Annotated in this window: 18 protein-coding genes; 8 read left to right on the forward strand and 10 right to left on the reverse strand. The window is 66.9% G+C overall.

Translation table 11 applies throughout. From position 1 onward, the window contains the following. The first annotated feature begins 5 nt into the window (after window positions 1-5). Genes Q0C42_RS07780 through Q0C42_RS07790 form a run of 3 tightly spaced genes read left to right on the forward strand, consistent with a single transcriptional unit; the run spans window position 6 to window position 1,834 of the window. Complete coding sequence (locus tag Q0C42_RS07780) at window positions 6-1,289, forward strand: FAD/NAD(P)-binding oxidoreductase (RefSeq protein ID WP_295074236.1); 1,284 nt, start codon at window positions 6-8, stop codon at window positions 1,287-1,289. 4 nt (window positions 1,290-1,293) lie between these two features. Then, the gene (locus Q0C42_RS07785) at window positions 1,294-1,497 is read left to right on the forward strand and encodes a DUF2892 domain-containing protein (protein WP_295074237.1); all 204 of its coding nucleotides are present in this window, start codon (window positions 1,294-1,296) and stop codon (window positions 1,495-1,497) included. A gap of 22 nt (window positions 1,498-1,519) precedes the next feature. Then, on the forward strand, window positions 1,520-1,834 hold the full coding sequence (locus Q0C42_RS07790) for a helix-turn-helix transcriptional regulator (RefSeq protein WP_295074238.1): 315 nt from the start codon (window positions 1,520-1,522) through the stop codon (window positions 1,832-1,834). Here the strand turns inward: Q0C42_RS07790 and Q0C42_RS07795 are convergent. From Q0C42_RS07795 to Q0C42_RS07835, 9 genes are all read right to left on the reverse strand, one after another. Further along, entirely contained in the window at window positions 1,831-3,198 is a 1,368-nt protein-coding gene (locus Q0C42_RS07795) for a phosphomannomutase (protein ID WP_295074239.1), read from the reverse strand. The two genes, Q0C42_RS07790 and Q0C42_RS07795, sit on opposite strands and share 4 nt — an antisense overlap. A gap of 59 nt (window positions 3,199-3,257) precedes the next feature. Continuing rightward, a complete protein-coding gene (locus tag Q0C42_RS07800; RefSeq protein ID WP_295074240.1) occupies window positions 3,258-4,682 on the reverse strand; it encodes a mannose-1-phosphate guanylyltransferase/mannose-6-phosphate isomerase in 1,425 nt (474 codons plus the stop codon). 11 nt (window positions 4,683-4,693) lie between these two features. Continuing rightward, entirely contained in the window at window positions 4,694-5,974 is a 1,281-nt protein-coding gene (locus Q0C42_RS07805; protein ID WP_295074241.1) for a hypothetical protein, read from the reverse strand. A 1-nt stretch (window position 5,975) separates the two neighbouring features. Next, window positions 5,976-6,857, reverse strand: a complete 882-nt coding sequence (locus Q0C42_RS07810) for a glycosyltransferase (protein ID WP_295074242.1) — start codon at window positions 6,855-6,857, stop codon at window positions 5,976-5,978. 170 nt (window positions 6,858-7,027) lie between these two features. Then, entirely contained in the window at window positions 7,028-8,245 is a 1,218-nt protein-coding gene (locus tag Q0C42_RS07815) for a glycosyltransferase (RefSeq protein ID WP_295074243.1), read from the reverse strand. 188 nt (window positions 8,246-8,433) lie between these two features. Beyond that, complete coding sequence (locus Q0C42_RS07820; protein WP_295074244.1) at window positions 8,434-9,951, reverse strand: hypothetical protein; 1,518 nt, start codon at window positions 9,949-9,951, stop codon at window positions 8,434-8,436. Beyond that, window positions 9,948-10,994, reverse strand: a complete 1,047-nt coding sequence (locus Q0C42_RS07825; RefSeq protein WP_295074245.1) for a hypothetical protein — start codon at window positions 10,992-10,994, stop codon at window positions 9,948-9,950. The genes Q0C42_RS07820 and Q0C42_RS07825 overlap by 4 nt, the downstream gene beginning before the upstream one ends. Next, window positions 10,978-14,073: a hypothetical protein gene (locus tag Q0C42_RS07830; protein ID WP_295074246.1), complete on the reverse strand. Its 3,096-nt coding sequence runs from the start codon at window positions 14,071-14,073 to the stop codon at window positions 10,978-10,980. Before Q0C42_RS07830 ends, Q0C42_RS07825 begins: the two co-directional genes overlap by 17 nt. A gap of 73 nt (window positions 14,074-14,146) precedes the next feature. After that, window positions 14,147-14,746 carry a response regulator transcription factor gene (locus Q0C42_RS07835; protein WP_295074247.1) on the reverse strand — a complete coding sequence of 200 codons (600 nt, stop codon included), beginning with the start codon at window positions 14,744-14,746 and terminating at the stop codon, window positions 14,147-14,149. Window positions 14,747-15,047: 301 nt separating this feature from the next. Here Q0C42_RS07835 and Q0C42_RS07840 point away from each other — a divergent pair, with 301 nt between their 5' ends. The 4 genes from Q0C42_RS07840 to Q0C42_RS07855 are packed head-to-tail and all read left to right on the forward strand — an operon-like array spanning window position 15,048 to window position 20,073. Further along, window positions 15,048-15,572, forward strand: a complete 525-nt coding sequence (locus Q0C42_RS07840) for a molybdopterin-dependent oxidoreductase (RefSeq protein WP_295074248.1) — start codon at window positions 15,048-15,050, stop codon at window positions 15,570-15,572. 20 nt (window positions 15,573-15,592) lie between these two features. Further along, the gene (locus Q0C42_RS07845) at window positions 15,593-18,202 is read left to right on the forward strand and encodes a PAS domain-containing hybrid sensor histidine kinase/response regulator (protein WP_295074249.1); all 2,610 of its coding nucleotides are present in this window, start codon (window positions 15,593-15,595) and stop codon (window positions 18,200-18,202) included. Window positions 18,203-18,251: 49 nt separating this feature from the next. After that, window positions 18,252-18,902 carry an SRPBCC family protein gene (locus Q0C42_RS07850; RefSeq protein ID WP_295074250.1) on the forward strand — a complete coding sequence of 217 codons (651 nt, stop codon included), beginning with the start codon at window positions 18,252-18,254 and terminating at the stop codon, window positions 18,900-18,902. A 1-nt stretch (window position 18,903) separates the two neighbouring features. Further along, window positions 18,904-20,073: a zinc-dependent alcohol dehydrogenase gene (locus Q0C42_RS07855; protein WP_295074251.1), complete on the forward strand. Its 1,170-nt coding sequence runs from the start codon at window positions 18,904-18,906 to the stop codon at window positions 20,071-20,073. Between the two features lie 6 nt (window positions 20,074-20,079). Here the strand turns inward: Q0C42_RS07855 and Q0C42_RS07860 are convergent, their stop codons facing one another. Beyond that, window positions 20,080-20,826 carry a Crp/Fnr family transcriptional regulator gene (locus Q0C42_RS07860; protein WP_295074252.1) on the reverse strand — a complete coding sequence of 249 codons (747 nt, stop codon included), beginning with the start codon at window positions 20,824-20,826 and terminating at the stop codon, window positions 20,080-20,082. A 149-nt stretch (window positions 20,827-20,975) separates the two neighbouring features. Here Q0C42_RS07860 and Q0C42_RS07865 point away from each other — a divergent pair, with 149 nt between their 5' ends. Continuing rightward, window positions 20,976-21,404, forward strand: a complete 429-nt coding sequence (locus Q0C42_RS07865; RefSeq protein ID WP_295074253.1) for a hypothetical protein — start codon at window positions 20,976-20,978, stop codon at window positions 21,402-21,404. The last annotated feature ends 3 nt before the right edge of the window (window positions 21,405-21,407 follow it).

Below are 21,407 nucleotides of genomic sequence, written 5' to 3' on the forward strand. Positions count from 1 at the left end.
CTGAAATGGCACATGTCGTTGTTTTGGGGGCCGGACTTGGCGGCGCCATCATGGCTTACGAGTTGAAGGACCAGTTGCGTCCCGAGGACAAGGTGACGGTGGTCACGAAGGACCCGAAGTATCACTTCGTGCCCTCGAACCCCTGGATCGCCGTCGGCTGGCGCGACCGGGAGGATATCACGGTGGATCTGGCACCGGTCATGCAGAAGAAGGGGATCGCCTTCATCCCAGTGGCCGCCGAACGGCTTATCCCCGAGGAGGACCGGGTTCTTCTGGTCGATGGCAACTCGGTCCCATACGATTATCTGGTGATCGCGACGGGGCCGGAGCTTGCGTTCGACGAGGTGCCGGGGTTGGGGCCGCAAGGATTCACCCAGTCGATCTGCCACATCGACCACGCCGAGGCCACGAAGGCGGTTTTCGAGAAACTGGTGGCCAACCCCGGCCCGGTGGTGATCGGGGCGGCGCAGGGCGCGAGCTGCTTCGGCCCGGCCTACGAGTTCCTGTTCATCCTTGAGACGGCCCTGCGCCGCGCCAAGGTGCGCGACCGGGTGCCGATGACATTCGTGACGCCCGAGCCTTACGTGGGTCACCTGGGGCTGGACGGGGTGGGGGATACCAAGGGGCTTCTGGAAAGCCAGATGCGCGAGAAGCACATCAAGTGGATGACCAACACCAGGGTGAAGCGGGTCGAGGAGGGCCATATGTTCGTCGAGGAAGTCGGCGACGATGGTGTGGCGAAACCCGAGAAGGACCTGCCGTTCGCCTTCTCGATGATGCTGCCTGCGTTCCGGGGGATCAAGCCGGTGGCGGGGATCGAGGGCCTGAGCAATCCGCGCGGGTTCACCATCGTCGACAAGCACCAGCGCAATCCGATGTATCCCAATGTCTTTGCCGTGGGTGTCTGCGTGGCGATCCCGCCGATGGGGCCGACCCCCGTGCCATGCGGCGTGCCGAAGACCGGGTTCATGATTGAATCGATGGTCACCGCGACGGCGCACAACATCGGCAACATCGTGCGCGGGAAGGAACCCGACAGCATCGGCACCTGGAACGCGGTCTGCCTGGCGGACTTTGGCGACGGAGGCATCGCTTTTGTCGCCCAGCCGCAGATTCCGCCGCGCAACGTCAACTGGTCGTCTTCCGGCAAATGGGTGCACCTCGCGAAGGCGGGGTTCGAAAAGTACTTCATCCGCAAGCTGCGGAAGGGGACATCCGAGCCGTTCTACGAAAGCCTGGCACTGAAGGTGCTGGGGATCGACAAGCTGAAGCAAACCACGAAAGGATGATGAAATGTCTATTGATGCCGCTGTTCTGCGTTTTGCCGGGGTGATGGTCCTTCTCAGCGTGGTGCTGACGACCTATGTATCGCCTCTGTTCGTCTGGTTCACCGTCTTCATCGGGTTGAATCTGTTGCAATCGTCGTTCACCGGGTTCTGTCCGGCGGCGCGGGTGTTCCGGGCGATGGGGATCAGGAAGGGGTGCGCCTTCGAGTGAGGCGGGCGTGGAGGAGCGGGTGATGGCGGAGATTCTGGAAGGGTTCGGCGGTACCGCCGAGCAGGCCGCGAAGGCGGTGGCTTTGCTGAAATCGCTGTCGCACGAAGGGCGGTTGCAGATCCTTTGCTGCCTGGTCGAGGGCGAGATGAACGTCAGCCAGCTGGCGGAGGCGGTGGGCTCCAGTCCCGTGACGGTGTCGCAGCAGCTGATGCGGCTGCGCGCCGAAGGGATCGTGCAGACCCGGCGCGACGGCAAGAGCGTGATCTACCGTCTGGCGCGGGCCGAGGTCGCCACCGTGGTCTCGGCCCTGCGCAATGCGTTCTGCAAAAGGGCCTAGGCGGCCGAGCGGATCAGCTGAGACAGTTCCTCCTGCCGCCGGGCGAGAAGGTCCTGGCACCCCGCGGTTTCGACGTTGAGGCGCAGGAGCGGCTCGGTGTTCGAACTGCGCAGGTTGAACCGCCAGTCGGTGAATTCGAAGCTGAGACCGTCGAGGTCGTTTACCGTCTCGGCCCGGGGGGCGTAGCGGCGAAGGATTGCGTCCAGGATCGCCGCGGGATCGCGGACGCGGAAGTTGATCTCGCCCGAGGAAGGGTGGCGCTGGCGCATCTCGGCGACCTCGGCGCTGAGGGTCTGTCCGGTGCGCGACAGGTGCGCCAGGATCAGGAGCCAGGGGATCATGCCGCTGTCGCAAAACATGAAATCGCGGAAGTAGTGGTGGGCTGAAATCTCGCCGCCGTAGGCCGCGTTGTGGCGGCGCATGCGGTCCTTCATGAAGACATGGCCGACCGGAGAGGCGATGGCGCGGCCGCCGTGAGCGGTGACGATGCGCCGGGTGTTCCAGACAACGCGGGGGTCGTGGACGATGGGACCGGGGTCGTCGCGGTCAAGGATCGACCGGGCGAGGAGGGCCACCACATATTCTCCGGGGACGAAGGCTCCGGTTTCGTCGAAGAGGAAACAGCGGTCGAAGTCGCCGTCCCAGGCGATGCCGAGGGCGGATCGGGTGGCGCGGACTGCGTCCCCGGTCGCGGCGTGGTTCTCGGGGAGAAGGGGGTTCGGAACGCCGTTCGGAAAGCTGCCGTCTGGGGCGTGGTGGACGCGGTGGATGTCCAAGGTTGCGCCACGGGTCTTGAGGGCGGTGGCGATGGCGTCGAAGGTCGGCCCGGCGGCGCCGTTTCCGGCGTTGGCGACGATGCGGAGGCGCGCGAGGGAGCCGGGGTCGATGAAGGAGAGGACCCTGTCGACGTAAGCGGCCCGGGTGTCGGTTGGCAGGATGCGGCCCGGTTGTATCTGGCGCGGAGGGGGCGGGGCATCGACCAGCGCCTGAATGGCGCGGAAGTCGGCATCGGGAAGGGGGCGGGCCTCGGGGCCGATCAGCTTGAAGCCGTTGTATTCGACCGGGTTGTGCGAGGCGGTGACCATGATCCCCGCGCCTGCGCCAAGGTGGTCGGTGGCGAAGTAGACCTCTTCGGTACCGCAGAGGCCGAGGTCGTGGACCTGCACGCCTTCGCTGGCAAGGCCCCGGGCAAGAGCGGCAGCAAGGGCCGGGGAACTTTCGCGGACGTCGCCGCCGACGACGACGGAGCCGGGAGCGAGTTGCAGGGCAACCGCGCGGCCGAGCCGGAAGGCGAAATCGGCGTCGATCTGTGAGCCGACCTTGCCGCGGATGTCATAGGCTTTGAATGGGGATGTCAGGGTCATGATTTGGGTCCAATGGCACGGGTTACAGCCGGGCGGGACAACCCCGCCCGGTCACGGGGTCAGGCGCGGGCGTAGATGTCCTCGTACCGGGTTATGTCGTCTTCGCCGAGGTAGGCGCCGGTCTGTACTTCGATCAGGCGCAGCTGGACCTTGCCGGGGTTGGACAGACGGTGGATCTCGCCCAGGGGAATGTAGACCGACTGGTTCTCGGCCACCTGGGAGACGGTGTCGCCGATGGTCACCTTGGCGGTGCCTTCGACCACGATCCAGTGTTCGGAGCGGTGCATGTGGCTTTGCAGGGAGAGCTCGCCGCCGGGTTTCACCACGATGGATTTGACCTGGTAGCGCTTGCCGAGCGCCAGGGTTTCGTAGTGACCCCAGGGGCGGAATTCCTGGCGGAAGGCTTCGGCCTGCGGCGCGCGCCGGAGTTTCAGCTCTTTCACCGCATCGGCGACGGACTGGCTGCTGTCGAGGTCGGCGATCAGGACGGCGTCGCGGGTGGCGATGGCGGCGATGTTGCGCAGACCGATGCCGACGACCTGGATGCCGTCATCGCGCGAGGTGAGGAGCGTGTCCTGGCAGTCGAGGGCAAGGGACTGGCCGGTGGTGGTGACCCCTGCTGCATCGCGGTTCGAGGCCTCCCACACGGCGCGCCAGCTGCCAAGGTCGCTCCACCCCACCGAGACGGGGACGACGGTGCCTTGGACGTGCTCCATCACGGCGTAGTCGATGGAGAGGTCCGGGGCCTCGGCATAGGCGGGGCCAAGGCGCAGGAAGTCGAGGTCGGTGGTCGCCTCGCGGATCGAGCGACGGACAGCAGCGCGCAAGGCGGGGGCGTGACGGCCGAAAGCGGCCATCAGGGTCTTGGCCGAGGCGAGGAAGATGCCTGCGTTCCAGACGTAGCGGCCGGATGCGACCATTGCTTCGGCGGTGGCGGCGTCGGGCTTTTCGGTGAAGCGCACGAAGGGCAGCGGGTGGCCATCGGGATGACCGTCCGAGGCAAGCTCGATGTAGCCATAATCGGTTTCGGCGCGATCAGGGCGGATGCCGAAGGTCACGATCTCTCCCCTTGCGGCGGTGGGGATGGCGGCGGCAACGGCGCGGGCGAAGGCCATCACGTCGGCGATGACGTGGTCGGCGGGGCAGACGAGGACCAGGGCGTCGTGGTCCTGGGTGTGGATCAGCTCGACCGCGGCGCAGACGGCGGGGCCGGTGTTGCGGCCCTCGGGTTCCACGACGAGGCGATGGCCTTGCAGGCCGATCTCGTCCGCCTGTTCGGCGACGACAAAGCGGTAATCGTTGGCGGTGAGCAGGACCGGCGGGGCGCAGGAGATGTCTTCCAGCCGGCGGATGGTCTGCTGGAGGAGGCTGGTGTCGCCGGCGAGGCGGACGAACTGCTTTGGCATCGACTTGCGCGAGGCGGGCCAGAGGCGCTTGCCGGAGCCGCCGCAGAGAATGACGGGATGGACCTTGGGCAGGGACATGGTGGGCTTCCTTATGGGTTGGGAAAAAGGGATGCGCGAAGGTGCGCGGGGGAATGGCTGCGCCGGGTGGCGCGGATCAGAAGAAGGGTCGCAAGCGCCAGCTGGCAAAGGAGTTTGGCAGTGAGCATCGAGGAAAGATCCTGGGCGGCCAGCGACATGGCGGTCAGCTGGACCGGGCAGGCAAGTGCGACCGCCCAGATGCCGGTGCGGTCCCCGGTTGCGGCGAGGTAGGTGGCGAGGAGGAAGGAGAGGGTGAAGGCGGCAGCGGCCAGCGCGACCATGGGGAGCATGTCTGCGGCCGGCAGGAAGGCGGGGCCAACGAGGGTGGTGATGAGCAGTGTCGGCGCGGCGAAGGCGGCGGCGATCACCGGCAGGGTGACTGCGGCGTAAAGCGCGAAGACCGGGGCGGCGGCGCGAAGGGGGTTGCGACCGGCGGCGCGCTCGGAGGTGACGGAGGGCAGGAGGACGACAGCCAGGCTGAAGCAGGCGAAGAACTGGATGCGCTGGAAAAGGCCGAGGGCGGCCAGGTGGCCTGCGGGTTCGGGGCCGAGAAGGGTCTGGGCGAGAAGGATGTCTCCGTCCATCAGGATCACCTGGCCGGCCTGGAGGGCGGCGAAGGGGAGGGCTGCGAGGAGCAAGCCCTGCGGCACGGTGGCGTGTGGGCGGGCGGGGAGGAGAGACCAGAGAGGGGCGAGACCGGCGAGGACTGAAAGGGAGATGGCGGCAGCCACTCCAGGCAGGCCGAGGCCGGAAGCCCAAGCCAGGGCGGCGAGGATCAGGCGGAGCCACATCTCGGCCTGGGCGGAAGCGATCACGCGGCGGGCGTCGAGCTGGCCGGTGGCGATGCCCCGGGCCAGGGCGAGCGGCAGGGCGAAGGGCAGGCACAGAAGGAGGAGGGCCAAGCTTTGCGGCGAGCTGAGGCCAAGCGCAGGGCCGAGGTCGAGAAGGTAGAGGCCGAGGATCAGGGCGGGCAGGGCGGCAAGGCAGAGGGCGAAGCTGCGCCGGGCGAGGCGGGCCATGCCTTCGGTCAGCGCGCGGTCGTGCTGGGCTGCGATGCGCTGGCTGATGGCGAGTTGCAGGGCGGTCAGGACCACCATCACGGCGAGGAACAGGGTCAGGAGAGTGGCGAGTTGGCCGAAGGCGACCGGACCCATCCAGCGGCTGAAGAGCACGTTGAAGCCGAGGTTTCCCACATTGACGATGTTCGCGGAGAGGAAGATGGCGACCAGAGGCCCGGCGCTGGGCGCGCCGAGCCGGGCAAGCATCCGGCCGGGCAGGGCGGCGGCGTGCATGTCAGGCGGCCTTCTCGATGGTTGCCGCAGTGGTCCGCTGGACGACAAGCCGGGGCAGATCGGTGGCGGGGGCCTGGGGAGCAAGGCCCAGGCGACGCTCGGCAATGAGGCGGAGCATGGCGAGGCCCGCGCGGCGGATGGCGCGGCCGGTGACTTTGGAGCCGGGAACCTCGGTCCATTCCGACAGGGGGTATTCGTAGAAGGCCTTGGCCGAAGAGGCGGCGGTTTCGGCGATGCGCGAGAAGAGCTCGACGTCGAAAAGCCAGCCGGCGGAGAAGGGCCGGGCGAGGGACTGCGCCAGGCGGGGGGTGTTGCGCAGAAGCTTTGCGCCGCACTGGGTGTCGCCGATGGGCAGGCCGACGGCGACGCGGGCCAGCCGGGCGCAGATGCGCGAGATGATCCGGCGCGAGAGGGTGCGGTGGACGCGGTGGCCGAGAAGCTGGAGGCGCGCGCCGTAGACGACCTCGACCTCGGTGTAACGCTGGGCGATGTTGGTGAAGTCGGGGATCGCGTCGAGGGGAGTGGCGAGGTCGGCGTCCCAGTAGCCGACGAAGGTGTAGCTGCCGGCGGCGGCGTAGAGGAGACCTTGGCGCACGGCCTCGGCCTTGCCGGAGTTGCGCGAGAGAGAGAGGACCTCGACCTGGGTCGGGTGGGCTTCGTGGAGCATGGCGAGGACGGACAGGGTGTCGTCCTTGCTGCCGTCATTGACGAAGATCAGGCGGGTTTCGGGAGACTGGCGCAGAAAGGTGGAGAAGGCGGCGAGGTCCAGCCGCATCGCCTCGTTGTAGCAGGGGACCACAATGGCGACATGGGCAGGTTTCGGCGCGGCGTTGGCAAATAGCGGGACGACGTTGGCGGGGGTTAGCGGGGCGTGGAAGGTCATGGGGTGCGGTCCTTTCTGGCTTAAAGACAGGATGGCGAACCCGAGTGGTCATGTCTTGCAACCCATTGGATACTTGGGAGGTCAGCGGGATAGTGGACCTATCCGAAACGCGTGCGGGGCCCCCTTTCGGAGACCCCGCGCTGGCCTTTAGGATAGGGTCGCTACCCGGATCAGCCTGCGGCTTGCAGCGGGGATTCGTCGGCCGGTCGGTCGCGCCAATGGAGCGCGAGGCGGTCGATGTGGACCTGCGCGACCTGGGAGATCGGCATCTCCAGAGCGGCGGCGCGGTTCGCGGTCGCCAGCCGGTCCGCCCGGGAAGGGTCGGCTAGGAGACCCGCGATGGCGCGGGCCATGCCTTCGGCGTCTCCGGGGGCGTAGTTGGCACCGTCGAGGCCCTCGTCACGGCAGACGTCGACGAAATCGCCGATCCGGGGAAAGACCGGGACCGCGCCGTAGCAGGCGGTCTGGTGCAGCACGCCTGAAGATCCGGTGGTGGCGCTGTAGTCGAAGACGCTGATGCGGGCGTCGCCGAAGAAGGCGGGAATGTCATCCTCGGCGACATAGCCGTGGAAGCGGATGGCCGGGTCATCGGTGCAGGTCGCCGCAGTGGCGGCCAGGTAGCCGGGGGTGTTCGGATGATCCGAGCCGCCGATCACCAGTTCCAGCCCCGGATGCGTCGGGCGCAGGCGGCGGAAGGCGCCGATCAGCGTCTCCAGCCGCTTGTAGGTGCCGAACTTGCCCATCGTGACGATCCGCAGCTGGCGGGCGGAGGCCGGGACGAGCGGGCGGAGGTTGGTGTCGAAAGTGCCGTGCGGGACCAGGAGCACTGGCGCGCGGGGATAGCGGGCGGCGAGGTCGGCGCGGTAGCTTTCCAGCGTCACGGTCAGGTAGTTCGCGGCCAGGAGGGCGCGGGTGATGACCGCCCCGCCCAGCTTGACCAGGCGCTGGCGCATCGGCTGGCCCTTGAGGGTGGTCTGTTCCAGATCGACGCCGAGGATCAGGTTGTGGGCGATGACGCCGCTGGGCACGCCTGTCAGCCGGGCGAGCATCGGAGACAGAAGTCCGAGGGCCGCCGGAAGCTCGCGGTCGCCGAAACTGGCCATCTGCAGGTTGAAGATCGCGGCGTCCACCTTTTCGGAATTAAGGGCCGACAGGATGCGGGGGGCGGAGGTGAGGGCACTGAAAGACCAGGTGCGGCGGACGCGGATCTTCGGGCCAAGGTCCAGCTCGGCGGCGGGCACGGGAAGGCGGTCGGCAATGACGACGACTTCGGCCACGTCGAGGCGATCGGCGAAAGCGCGGGCAAGGTGCAGACCGTATTCGTTGAGCGTCTGGCGGCCTGGAGGAAAGGCGGTGACAAGGGCAATGCGGCGGGTGGGAAGGGACATGGCAAATCCTGTACTGGAGAAGGTCAATGGGCGGGCTGGTCCCGGATCGGCGGCGGTGCCCTGCCCGGAGCGGGGCCACCAAAGGCCCGACCGGTCGCCGATCCAGGCCCGTCCGATATATCGTTGGTATCCTGAGGCCTGTCCCGCTCACCAAAGGATAGGCGGTGGGACATCGGGATAGGATCCGCCTACTTTGCTTCTGGCGGGATCGCGAAGGCTTGGGAAACGGCTTCTGCGGCTGGTTTTCCGACCCCGGCGGCGTCGAAAAGCCCGAAGCGGGATTGCAGGTTGCGGACCCATGGCGAGGCACCCACCGCACGCGCCTCGGGTGCTTCGAAGTCGTGCAGGGTCCAGACGAAAACACCGTCGGCGGCAGCAAGGGCTGCGATGCGCTCGCCCAGTTCCTGTGCCTGCCGGGCGGGCGAGCCGGGGAAACTGAGAAAAAGCGCATAGGAGCTGACACCGATTTCGGTCACGAGGACCGGTTTGCCCCCGGCACCAGCGCGGACCTGCGCCAGTCGGTTGGCAGTGCCTTCGGCGGCCGCGTAGTCGTGGTAGCTGATGGCATCGAGATCGGCGGCGTGGTCGAGGGCCGCGTCGGCCTTGGCCCAGCCGATGGTCAGCGGAAGATCCGGCGCAATCTCGCGCGACATCAGGATCATGGTGGTGAGCCAAGCCTCGATCAGGTCCGCCCCGTGGGTCGCCCGGTCGAGATCGGGTTCGTTCTTGAGGTCGACCAGCACCACGGCGGGCGAGGCGGCGAGGACAGGCAGGACGCGGCGGAGATAGGCCACGTCCTCGGCCCAATACGCGGGACGGAATCCGTGCTTGAGGTCGAAGAGGGTCGGGATCACCGACAGGTTTTGTGACCCCGCCAGGTCGAGGAAGGTTTTCAGTTTCAGCAGGTTGGCGGCACCTGCGGCGTCGGGTGTGAAGTCGGCAACGGGCAGGAAGATGCGCAGGGAGTTGCCGTTGAGACGGGTGACGAGGTCCAGGTCGGCGGCGATCACGCGTGCGTCGAATTCGGGCCAGAAGCGGCTCCACGGGGTCTGGGCGGGGTAGTAGTTGACGCCGTTCAGCCGGGGAAGCGTCAGGGGCTTGCGGTCCGGCTGCGGGATCGGCTGCGTCCCAGTGCGTTCGTGGCTGAAGATGCGCCAGCCGGTGGTTTCGTTGGTTAGGGTGGTGACAACGGCGTCCGTCGTCAGCTCGTAATGCGACAGGCGGTCGCCGGTCAGCTGGTAGCGGAGCGTGGTTGTACTGGCGGAAAGCTGGAAGATCGAGCCGTCGAGGTGCTGGAAGACGGGCCGGGCGGTCTGGTCGAGGACGATCATCCGGGTGCCATCGGCTTGGGCCTGGGCGGCGGCGGTCTCGGCGCGCTGGAGGGCGGGGCCGGAGAAATGCTCGGCCAGAAGCAGGGTTTGCCCGGTGTCCTGCACTGCCGCGAAGGCGCGCCAGGCCTCGGTCAGGGCGCGGCCGATCAGCGCCTCGTCGCCGGGAGAGAGGGGGCGGTGGAGGGGGCGGTCGGGTGGCAGCCATGCGACGGTGGAGGCAGGCTGGGTCACGGGGTCCAATGCCTCGGACAGGTAGCTGAACTCGCGGGTCCGGTTCTGGGCGGCGGCGAAGGCCCCGGCGGCAAGCCAGAGGACGGTGGCCGCAAGCGTCAGAAAACCGGTGAGAGTGAGGGCAAGGCGGAGTGTCCGGCTCATGGCGCGGGCCCGGTGGCGCTGGCGGTGCGCCAGTCTTCGGTCAGATCAAGGAGCCCGAGGGGGGACTGAACCTGAAGGCTGGTGACGGCAGTGGGGTCGGCGATCGGGAGGAGGAGGCTGATGCTCCCGTCCTGGGTGAAGGCGCTGTCGGTGAACCCGCTGCCGTCGGCCAGCACGGCGGTGAGGGTGACCTTTGCTCCGTCCGAGATGGCGTAACCGTCGGTGGTGAGGAACGGCCCCAGCGTCACGCGCTGCGCCGCGATGGTTGGCAGGGGTTCCAGGCCGAGGGCGGGTCGGCCCGAAGGCGTGGGCGCAGTGATGGTCAGAGGAGCGGCGGGGGAGTTGTAGGCGCCGAGGGTGAGGGTGGCCTTGGCCGGACCGGGGATGTCGCGGGCGATCAACTGGGCGCGCAAGCTTCCGCCAAGGGTCTGTGCGAAGGACAGGCTGTAGCTGCCGTCGGCATGGGCAAGAAGGAGCGAGGCCGCGGTGCCGTCCGGGGCGGGGTTGCCGAAGCGGTCGGCCAGTGGGGTCGAGGCGATCTCGAATATGGTCTCGCTTTGCGGAGCGGGCAGCGGGCTGGCGACCTGCGGTCGGATCGATCCGACGTCGGCGACCACGGTCAGCATGGCCCGTGGGCTTTGGCGGTCGCCCGAGGTGGCCCCGGCGAACAGGTCGCCTGCATGGGTGCGGGGCAGGATGAGGACCTCGGCGATGCCGTGCCGGGTTCGGACGGCCTGGCGGGTGCCGGCGATGGTGAGGGTGGCGGGGGTGCCGTCGGCCACGAGGTTGCCTGCACGGTCGAGGACGATTGCGACGACGTGGCCGCGGTCATGGCCGGCGACCAGGCTTTTCGGACCGGCGAAGATGGCGATGTGGTCGGGTCCCCTGGGAGCGATGGTCCCGGTGCTGGTCACACCTGACCAGGCGGCCCGGTCGCCGGAAGTGGCGGGGTCGTAAAGGCCGAAAGCGTCGGCGACAAGCGGCCCTGCCCCGACTGGAGTGGACAGAAGGAGGGCAAGGGCCAGGTCAGAACAGCGGATCATGGGTCATGCTCGCGGCAAGGATGCGGAGGTGGGTGTAGCCGGTGGCGGGGTCGAGCGGGATCGTGCCTTGGCTGGCGTCGGGCGGGGTGAGGTCTGGCTCTTGCGTCCGGCCGTTGGCGGTGAAGGCAGAAGGGGCGAGGTCGGCGAGAACGGTGATCTCGCTGCCCAGAGGCAGGGTGACTGCGAAGGGGGCGGATTGGCCGGGGTAGATGTTGGTCTCGACGTAGGCTGCCTCGGCCCAGAGCGGGAGGCCATCCGGGCCGTAGAGAAGCAGGGTGAGGCCGGTGATGCTGGCGGTCTCGGTACCGGTGTTGACGGCGAGACCGGTGAGGAGGAGGGCGCCGTTCTTCACCTCGGCGCGGATGCCGTTCAGCGACACGCCGCGGTAGAGGTCGCTTCCGGTGACAAGGGCGCGGGCGTCGAGGGTGGCGGTGGCCGGGGCTTCGGCGAATTCCGGTGGGATGAAGAGGGTGGGGTCGTACTCGGCGCGGGCGTCCTGTAGCGACAGGACCCCTTCGAAATCGACGCGGAAACCGGCGGATTCGGCGGGGAGAAGGCGGTGGGAAGCGACGGTGCCGGCAGCTTCGCGGCCAAGGGCGAGGGTCGGGCCGAACAGTTCGGCAGCGAGCGAGATGTGAGCGGGGTCGGCGTCAGCGTTGGTGATCTGGCCCACGACGGCGAAGCGGCCTGCGTGACGGACGAGGCGGGCCCCGGATACGGCGATGCGAGGGCGGTCAAGGCGGTCGCGGTGAAGGTCGGTCTCGGGGCGGGGCTGGCGGCGGCCGGTGACGTTGAGGTCGAGAACCTCTTGGCGCTGAAGGAGGAGGGGCGTCTGCACTGGGCGCAGTGCGGTCGGGGCGACGAACCATTGGCCGTCGCGGCGGACGGTGCGGATGGTCAGCTCTTGCCGGACGATCTTGAGCGGCGTCAGCCAGTCGAGCGAGACGGCAAAGTCGGCGATGGCCTCCTGCTGGCCGAGAGGTTTGACAGTGATGGCGCTGAGCTTTCCGTAGGACGCGATAAGGCCGCCGGTCCAGCGCCAGGCGAACTGGGCCACTTCCAGACTGCCGCGGGTTCCGGGGTCGAGCCGGGCATAGGCCGCGTCGTGGCGGCGGAAGTCGAGGTCGTCGAAATAGGCGGTGATGACGTCCTCGGGCGTGTCGGCGCGGGTCAGCTGGCTGCGCAGGGTCCAGAGGAGGGCGGTCGTGGCCATCATGACCAGAAGAGCGAGACCGAAGACGATCTGCCGGACCCGGCGCGGGTTGGTATAGCACAGGGGAGCGGGAGCGACGGGGCGGAACTCGCCCGGGCGGGCGCCGAGGGTGCGCTGCAGGGCCGAGGCAAGGAAGATCAGCCCGGCGGCGACGAGGGCGGCGGGCGGCAGGGTGCCCCACATCAGGACATGCAGTGCCGGGATGTCGCGCCGGGGCAGGACAAGCGGCAGGGGTGGGATGTCCGGCTTTTCCCAGACGACGATGCCGTTGGTCAGCCGGTTGAGCCGGGTCCAGCCGGTGAAATGCAGGAGGGGGTCATAGAAGGCATCGTTGCTGAAAACGTATTTCAGATTGTAACGCTCGGCATTGACCAGGAACTGGCGGAGCGATCCCAGGCCGGGGACGCCAAGGTATTTGGCGTTCTCCAGCCGTTCGACCGAGAAACGGGTCAGGTCGGGCAGGCGGCGGGCGGAGTGGTAGTTGCCGTCCACCGACAGCGCCGGCGTCATTGCCGAAAGATAGGCGAACTGGTCGCCGAGGCCCAGGGTGAGATAACGCCAGCGGTGATGTTCGTCCTCGGCCATGAAGCGGGCGATGGGGGCGGGGTCGACGAAAACGGGCTGCGTGGGCTGCAGCGTCGGAAGCACGGCGGGAAGGACGGCCATTCCGGTGAAGGCAGCGAAGATGGCGCCGACGATCAGCCGGTGGGTCCCCTTGCCGAACGCCTCGCCGATGACAAGGCGGGATCGGCCGTGGAGAAGGCCGTCGAACATCAGGCCAAGGAAGGGCAGGATCAGGATCGTGGCCCAGAAGGTGAAGCGGTCGAGGGTCAGGATGTCGAAGGCTCCGCCCAGGATCGCGCGGGGAAGCGGCGTGGTGCCTCCGGTGCCGAGAAGGACGCAGAGGAGGAGGGAAAGGCCCAGGGGCCACAGTCGCGTGGTGGCGGTCTTGTAGATCGCATAGGGCAGGAACAGGATCGCGACGCCCCAGGGAATGACGAAGAAAACAATGCCTAGGTCGAGCCGTTCAAGAAAGCTTTCGCGGCTGCCATGCGGGATAGAGACCTGGGTGATCGGGTCGGTGACCGACCAGTACCAGTAGGGAAAGACGGTCAGGACGATAGCCCCGATCATCAGAACGGCGAGGATGGCTCCGCGCGCCAGGGGCGGGGCAAAGCGCAGAAAGCGGGCGCGGCCGGTGGCGGGGCGCAGGGCGGCGGTGGCGACCAGCGCGTGGACGCCCAGCGGCAGAATGAAAAGGACGCCGCCGAAGATCGTGGTGACATGATGCGCGGCGGTGGTGGCGGCCGAGAAGGTCACGGCGGCAAGGCAGCTTCGCCAGCCGCCGTGGACGATCCAGCGGTAGACGTAAGGCAACCCGTTGAGGAAGATTCCGAGCGAGCAGATGGTGGGAAGCTGGCCGAAGAGATGCACCGTCTCGGAGATCGAGGAGGCAAGCACGGCGGCGATCGCGGCATAGCCCGCGGCACGGGGCGGGACCCAGAGAAGGGCGAAGCGGAACACTCCGGTGACCAGGAGGAGGAGCCCGCCAAGCTGGACAAGGACGAAGGCCGCGCGCAGGGGCAGGAAGGCCATGAGTCCCGCGATGGCCATATGGGTGCCGGGCGGGTAGGAGGTGACGGCAAATCCGGTGTACCAACGCGGCTCCCATGGGTCGAACCAGCTGCGGTGGTAGTGGTCGGCGAAGAACATGTGGATGAAGGCGTCGTAGGTATTGCCGTGGGTGAATGGCAAAAGCCCGCCGTGAAACAGCACCGCCGCCGCCATGGCGATGAGGAGCAGCCGTAGCCCCGCGCTGTCGTCGGCGGGATCGGCATCCTGGGGGGGGGCGAGGGTGATGGGCATGATCGGACAAGGCGGACCCTGCCGGATGGCCGCGGGGGCCGTCCGGAGCGGTGAGCGCCAATGCTTTCGGGGATCAGATGAGGTTCAGCTCACGCGCGATCATCGCGGCGTGGGTGCGGTTCTTCGCGTTCAGCTTGCGGCTGAGCGTCTTGACATGCAGTTTGATCGTCACTTCCTGCAAGTCCAGCACGCGGGCGATTTCCTTGTTGGACTTGCCTTCGGTAAGACCGCGCAGCACCTCGGTCTCGCGCTGGCTGAGGGTGCTGGTGCTGGGTTCCGCGCTCTGCATGAAGTTGAACGGGGCGTAGATCTCGCCCGCTGCCATGAAGCGGACGGCGCTGACCATCGAGCGGGAGGACATGGTCTTGGGCACGAAGCCTGCGGCCCCGGCGCGGATAGCCTGTTCGGCCAGGGCGCGCGAGGTATTGCCGGACAGGATGGCAACCGGGCGGCGATCGTTGGCGACGATCATGCGATCCAGACCTTCAAGCCCGTTCATCCCGGGCATGTTGTAGTCCAGCAGCACGAGGTCGAAACTGCCGGATTCGTCGGCATTACGGATCGCGTCGTCCAGAGTGGGAACGGTCACAACCTCGACCACGCCTTCGCTTTGCAGGAAGGAGGCGAGCGCCTCACGCACCAGGTCGTGATCATCAGCTATCAATACACGCATGCTGCTGATCTTGGGGACTTCCGAGACCACCGTCAACGGGCGCTGCCGTAGGGAATGTATCGATTGCATAGGTTGGGCCTTCCAATTGAGTTTCAGATCATGACGAGAGGGACTGAGAGGTGCTAACAAGACAGTAATGGCTATCCCTCAGCTGGTCTCGTTACCAAACGGAGACCTGGATGGCGCAAAAGATACGTTGCGCTATACGAAAGGGTATCGATCTATCCGGATGCGCTGCTGACCGACCGTCCGGCTTGTGCGAAAGGAACTGAGGGACGATTTGAAGGGCAAGGACCGCATTATGCTTGACTGCATTAAGAGAAGCTGCCGGGTGGTGGTGGCGATGGGAATGGCACTGGTCGCCGTTCCGGCTGCCGCTGAAGACCTTCCGGTGCCGAAAGGCGAAATCGTCCTTACGATCAGCGGCGATATCTCGCTCCGCAATCAGGACGATAGTGCCGTCTTCGACATGGAGATGCTGCGGAACCTGGGCGAGGTTACCTTTGCCACGACGACCCCCTGGACCGATGGCGTCCAGGAGTTCACCGGAGTTTCCGTGCAGGTTCTGGCAGAAACGCTGGGCGTGACGGAAGGAACGATCAAGGCGACGGCGATCAACGACTATGCCATCGACATTCCCGTGTCGGATGCCGTCGAGGGCGGTCCCATCCTGGCCTATCTGCAGAATGGCGAGCCGATGTCGGTGCGTGACAAGGGACCGCTCTGGCTGGTCTATCCCTATGACCTGAACGAAGCCTACCAGGCGGAAGTGATCTACTCGCGCAGCATCTGGCAGCTTGTCCGCCTGGACGTTGCGGCCGACTGACGGTGGTCTCGGCGCAGGGCATGCCGTCCCGAATCAAGCGCCGCTTTCGTGGGCTGCCGACTCTGGTCCTGGCGGCCACCCTGTCGGGCATCCTGCTGTGTGTCCTGGCGATCTCGTTCCTGGCAACCAATGTTCAACGCGAGGTCAACGAGCTGGGCGTGGCCAATTCGGACACGACGCAATGGACGCTGGTGCAAGCCGAGGTCGAGTTGCTTGCTCTCCTGGTCGCGGTGCATGATGCAGAGGTGCATGATTCCGGACAGGCGGTGCAGTCCGGTCTGCAGGAGTTGCGGCGGCGTTACGACGTGCTCTACAGCCGGGTCCGGCTGATCGGAGAAAGCCGACAGTTTGCCGACCTGAGGAACGATCCCGGTGCTGCCGGCAGCTTAGCGGCGCTGAACGCGTTTTTGGACAAGCACACGCCGGCCATCGACGGCTCGGATGCGGAACTTGCGGCGCAACTGCCGTCGCTGCTGTCGGACCTGGTCGCCTTGCGGGCGACAGGGCGCAGTTTCTCGTTGTTGGGGGTGCGCTTCTACGCCGAGGATTCGGACCGGAAGCGGGAAAGCGTCGCGGCGACGCTTGCCACGATCGGCTATCTGACGCTGGCACTGGTGCTAGCGCTTCTGGGCGGGATTGCCATCCTGATGGCAATGTACCGCCGAAGCATCCGGTCCGAGCGATCGGCCGCGGATGCGCGGAACCGGCTGCAGGAGGTGATCGCAACCTCGCTGGACGGGATCATAGCGTCGGACGTCGAGGGCCGGGTCATCGAGTACAACGGGGCTGCCGAGCGGGTGTTTGGCTACACCCGCGATGAGGCCCTGGGGCAGGACATGGCCGACCTCGTCGTGCCGGACCATCTTCGCACCGCCCATGTCGAGGGAATGCGGCGCTATCGCAAGACGGGAGAGCGTCGGGTGGTCGGCAAGGGGCTGGTGCGGCTTGAGGCCAAGCGCAAGAATGGCACCGTTTTTCCGGTCGAACTGTCGCTGTCTTCGATCACTTTCGGGGGAAGGGAGATCATCGTCTCGTTCCTGCGCGATATCTCGGATCGGGTGGCGTCGGAGCAGGAGTTGATCCTGACCCGCGACCGCGCGGTGGCGGGCGAGAGGGCCAAGGCCGAGCTTCTGGCCGTGATGAGCCACGAGATGCGGACACCGCTGAACGGCATCCTGGGCACGGTCGAGCTGTTGCAGGACACCAAGCTGACGGCGCGGCAGGAACGTTTCCTGGCGGCGATGAAGACCTCGGCCGGGTTGCTTTTGCACCACGTGAACGGCGTGCTCAGCATGTCGCGGGCCGAGGCCGGGCAACTGGACCTTGTGGCAACGGAAATCGATCCGGCGGGGCTGCTGACCGAGTTGGTGGCGAGCCAGGTGCATGTGATCGAAGCGCATGGCAACCGCATCCATTGCGACACGAAGGCAGCTCCGCCGGTGATCTGGGGCGACCCGCTGCGGCTGCGTCAGGTCATCTTGAACCTGGTCGGCAACGCGAACAAGTTCACGCGTAATGGCGAGATCCGGGTGGAATGCGACAGCATTCCGGACCTTCACCAGGTGGAGTTCCGGGTGCTCGACACCGGGATCGGCATCGCCGAAGAGCATCTTGACCAGATCTTCGAAGAATTCCGGACGCTGGATTCCAGCTATGCGCGGCAGGCCGAGGGCACGGGGCTGGGTCTGGCGATCTCGCGTCGGCTGGTGCTTGCGATGGGCGGCGAGATCGGGGTGGACAGCGAGCCGGGCGAGGGCAGCCTGTTCTGGGTACGACTGCCCGTCGGCAAGCCGGCCCCCCGGCAGGACCGGCCGAAGAAGGTGGCGGCGGCAAGGCCGGTACGCAGCAGGGTCCCGGCAAAGGCTCTGCGGTTGCTGCTGGTCGAAGACAACCAGATCAACCGGCTGGTCGCGCGGGAAATGTTGCAGAAGTCGGGACATATCGTGGTCGAGGCGCATGACGGCCGCGAAGGGGTTCATGCCGCCGGACAGCAGGCTTTCGACGCGATCCTGATGGATATCAGCATGCCCGAGATGGACGGGGTCGAGGCGACTCGGGTGATCCGGGGGGCGGACGGCCCGAACCGTCGGACGCCGATCATCGCGCTGACAGCACATGCACTGGCCGAGGATACCCAGCGCTTCCTGGCAGCGGGTATCAACGAGACGCTGGTCAAACCGTTAAGCATTGCGGCCTTACAGGAAGTGCTGGCCGGTGTCGGCGAAATTCCTGCACCTGTCGCGGCGCCAAGGCCGGAGGCGGTGCCAGAGACGGCAACATCGACCCTATCAGGCGTCTTTGGCGATCTGGTGGAGAGCCTGGGGCGCGACAAGTCCGCCCGGCTGATGGCGAGTTTCCAGACAGAGGCGGAGGCGCTGGTTCAGCGCACGGCATCGGCCGGCTGGGAGGACTTGCCGATGTCGGACCGGGCCGATGCGGTGCACAAGGTGGCAGGCTCGGCGGCGGTGCTGGGGGCGGCCGGGCTGCACGCGGCGTTGCAATCGCTGGAAGGCGGCTATCGGCAGGGCGACGCCGTGGCGATCGCGCGCGGGCTGGAGATGCTGGCACAGCGCTGGCAGGCGACCCGGGCCGAGATCCAGGGCTGCCTTGAGGTCAAGGACCAGGCTTAGGGAACATTCCGGCAAGGTCCCCGGTTGGCCCCGGTGAAAGGACCTTGCCATGACCCGATCACCAACGACACGATCATCCACGACCCGATCATCGACCCGTATCGCGGTGCCGCTTGCGCTCGCAGGTGCGGCCGTAGCGCTTTACTACCTCTCGCAGCAGTCCCGAGCAGGACACCCGCCTGACAGCGCGCCGGGCCGGACCGCCCGGCAAAGCTGGTTCGGCGACTACAAGGTTGCGGGCCGGTCCGTGACCATCGCCGCGCCCCGCCAGGAGTTGTTCCAACGCTGGACCGATCCTTCCGCGCTGGCCGGGTTCATGGAAAACGTGCGGTCGGTCGAAGAAGGACCGGACGGCACCTGGCGCTGGGTCGTGGCGGGGCCGGCGGGGACCGAGGTGAAGCTGGTCACCCGTGTCGTAGAGGCGCGAAAAGGCGAGTTTCTCGCCTGGCGGTCGGTTGCGGGGTCCGAGATCGAGGCGGAGGGCAAGGTCTTCTTTCACGACGCCCCGGCTGGGAGAGGGACGGTGGTCGAGGCGATCATCGCCTATCAGCCCCCCGGTGGCACCATCGGGCACTGGATCGCCAAGGCGTTCCGCGCCGATCCCCGGCTGCAGGGTCGGCACGAGTTGAAACGGCTGAAGATGCTGGTCGAGACGGGCGAGATCGCCACCTCGGCCAACCGCCGCGAGGAAAGGACCTGACATGCGTGCACTGACCTTCCAAGGGACCCACGACGTCCGGGTCGAGACTGTTCCTGATCCCGAAATCGTCAACCCGCGCGATGCGATCATCGAAATCACCTCAACCGCGATCTGCGGGTCGGACCTGCACCTGTATGCCGGGGTGATCCCTGGCCTGCAGAAGGGCGATATCCTGGGGCACGAGTTCATGGGCCGGGTGGTCGATGTCGGCCCAGGGTCCAGCTTGCGGAAGGGGGACCGGGTGGTGGTGCCCTTTACCATCTCGTGCGGTGGATGCTTCTTTTGCCAGCTTGGACAGTTCTCGGCCTGCGATAACTCCAACCCCGTCGAAAAGCAGGACGCCTCGGAAGCTGTCTATGGGCATGCGGTGTCCGGTCTGTTCGGGTTTTCGCACATGACGGGCGGTTACCCGGGCGGGCAGGCGCAATATGCGCGGGTGCCGTTTTCGGACGTGGGTCCGATCGTGGTGCCTGATGGCGTCCCGGACGAGCAGGTGCTGTTCCTGTCCGACATCCTGCCGACGGGATGGATGGCGGCGGAAAACGCGCAGATTCAGCCGGGCGACACTGTCGCGGTCTGGGGCTGCGGGCCGGTGGGCCTTTTCGCGGTGCAGTCGGCGCTGATCATGGGGGCCGGGCGGGTGATCGCGATCGACCACCATCCGCACCGGCTGGACCTTGCCCGGGGCCTTGGGGCCGAGGTGATCGACTATACCCAGACCCACGTGCTTGAGGCGCTAATGGAGATGTCGGGCGGGATCGGCCCGGACGCGGTCATCGACGCGGTCGGTATGGAGAGCCACGGCTTCGCGCCCGACAATGTGCTGGATACGCTGAAGCAGAAGGTGCTGCCGGGCACGGACCGGGGGCATGTGCTGCGGATGGCTTTGATGGCGGTCCGGAAGGGGGGCCGGGTGTCCATTCCGGGCGTCTACGGGGGGATGGTCGACAAGTTCCCGATGGGCGCGCTGATGCAGAAGGGGGTGGAGGTTCGGACGGGGCAGACCCATGTCCAGCGGTATACCCGGGACCTCTTGAACCGGATCATGGAGGGGCAGATCGACACGACCTTCCTGATCTCGCACCGTCTGCCGTTGGAAGAAGCCGCCGAGGGCTACCGCAACTTCCGCGACAACCAGAACGAATGGACCAAGGTGGTGCTGAAGCCGTGATCGGGCTTAGTCCGCCGGGCCTTCGCACAGGTCGGTAAGGGCGGCCACGTCGCACAGAAGGACATCGCCGTCGCGGCGGATCGCCCCGGCGGCGATGAGCGCCTGGAACGCCTGACTGATCTTGGGCCGCGAGGCACCAAGGATCGCGGACACGTCGGTCTGGTTTACCCCAAGGATCAGCCGGCGCTGGTTGCCGTGACCTGCATCGGGGGTATGGGCAAGCGTATGCAGCAGGAAGCGGACGAGCCGGGTCTGCAGATCGTAAAGGGCGATCGACTCCATCTGGAAATTGGTCCGGCGCAGGTGGTTGGACAGATGCCGTGCCATAGCCATCCCGACATCGGGGCGCAGCTGCGCCACCGCCTCGAACCGGGCGCGGGGCAGGACGAGGCAGGTGGTGTCCTCGGCTGCGGTTGCATCGGCGGAGCGCGGCTCGCCGTCGATCAGCGCCATCTCGCCCAGGATGTCGCCGGGTCCTAGGGTGCGCAACACGATCTCGCGGCCCTTGGAGTTGGACAGGACCAGCCGGATGCGGCCCGTGAAGATGGCGTACATGTGGTCGCCCGCATCGCCACGGGAGAAGATCAGCTTGCCTGCGCCCCAGTGCTGTTCACGCATGCCTTGGGCCAGGTCCGCCAGGCTTTCGGCCGAAAGCGCCGAGAAGATCGGGAAGGATTGCAGACGCGCCTGCGGTGTCGGCAAGGCACGGCTGCCGTCGGTGCCGTCGCTGCGCGATCTGCCTGCCGTGAACATGGGCGTCTCCCTTCGCCTTGAGATGCTACCGACGACAGATTTTGCGGGCAACAGGCAAGTGTTCCCCAGGGAACAGACGCGGCCGGACCGTGGTGGCACTCTTTGGTCATACGGAGCGGCAATGCTGCACCCTGGAGGAGGAGACGACCATGACCATGACCCACAGTGCCATCGCGCAGATCTTCACGCACCGGCTGGAAATGACCGAGTTCCACGAAGAGGAAAGCTCGGTCGAGCGCGGACGTCGCGCCGAGATGGAGGCCTTCTCGCTGACCCGGCTGGCGGCACGGTTGCTACGGTGGCAGCGCGCACCTGCGGACCCGCAGGTCGAACTGCAGGCCGCGGTGAAGCGCCTGAGCGAGCTTTCCCCGCACCTTCTGATCGACGTGGGCATCGACCCGGCGACCGGCGAGATCGCGGAAGATGGTCAGGCTCTGGTGCTGGCGCGTCCGGTTCACCAGGCAGCGCCCGTGCCCCAGGAGGCGGTCGCACCCGAGCCGGTCACCGTCCGTCCGTCCCGCCTGCGCCTGAAGATCCGGGTTATGCCCGCTGGCCAACCTGCCGCGGCAGGCATCTGACAG

The sequence above is a fragment of the Tabrizicola sp. genome (assembly GCF_022842145.1).
GTDB lineage: Bacteria > Pseudomonadota > Alphaproteobacteria > Rhodobacterales > Rhodobacteraceae > Tabrizicola.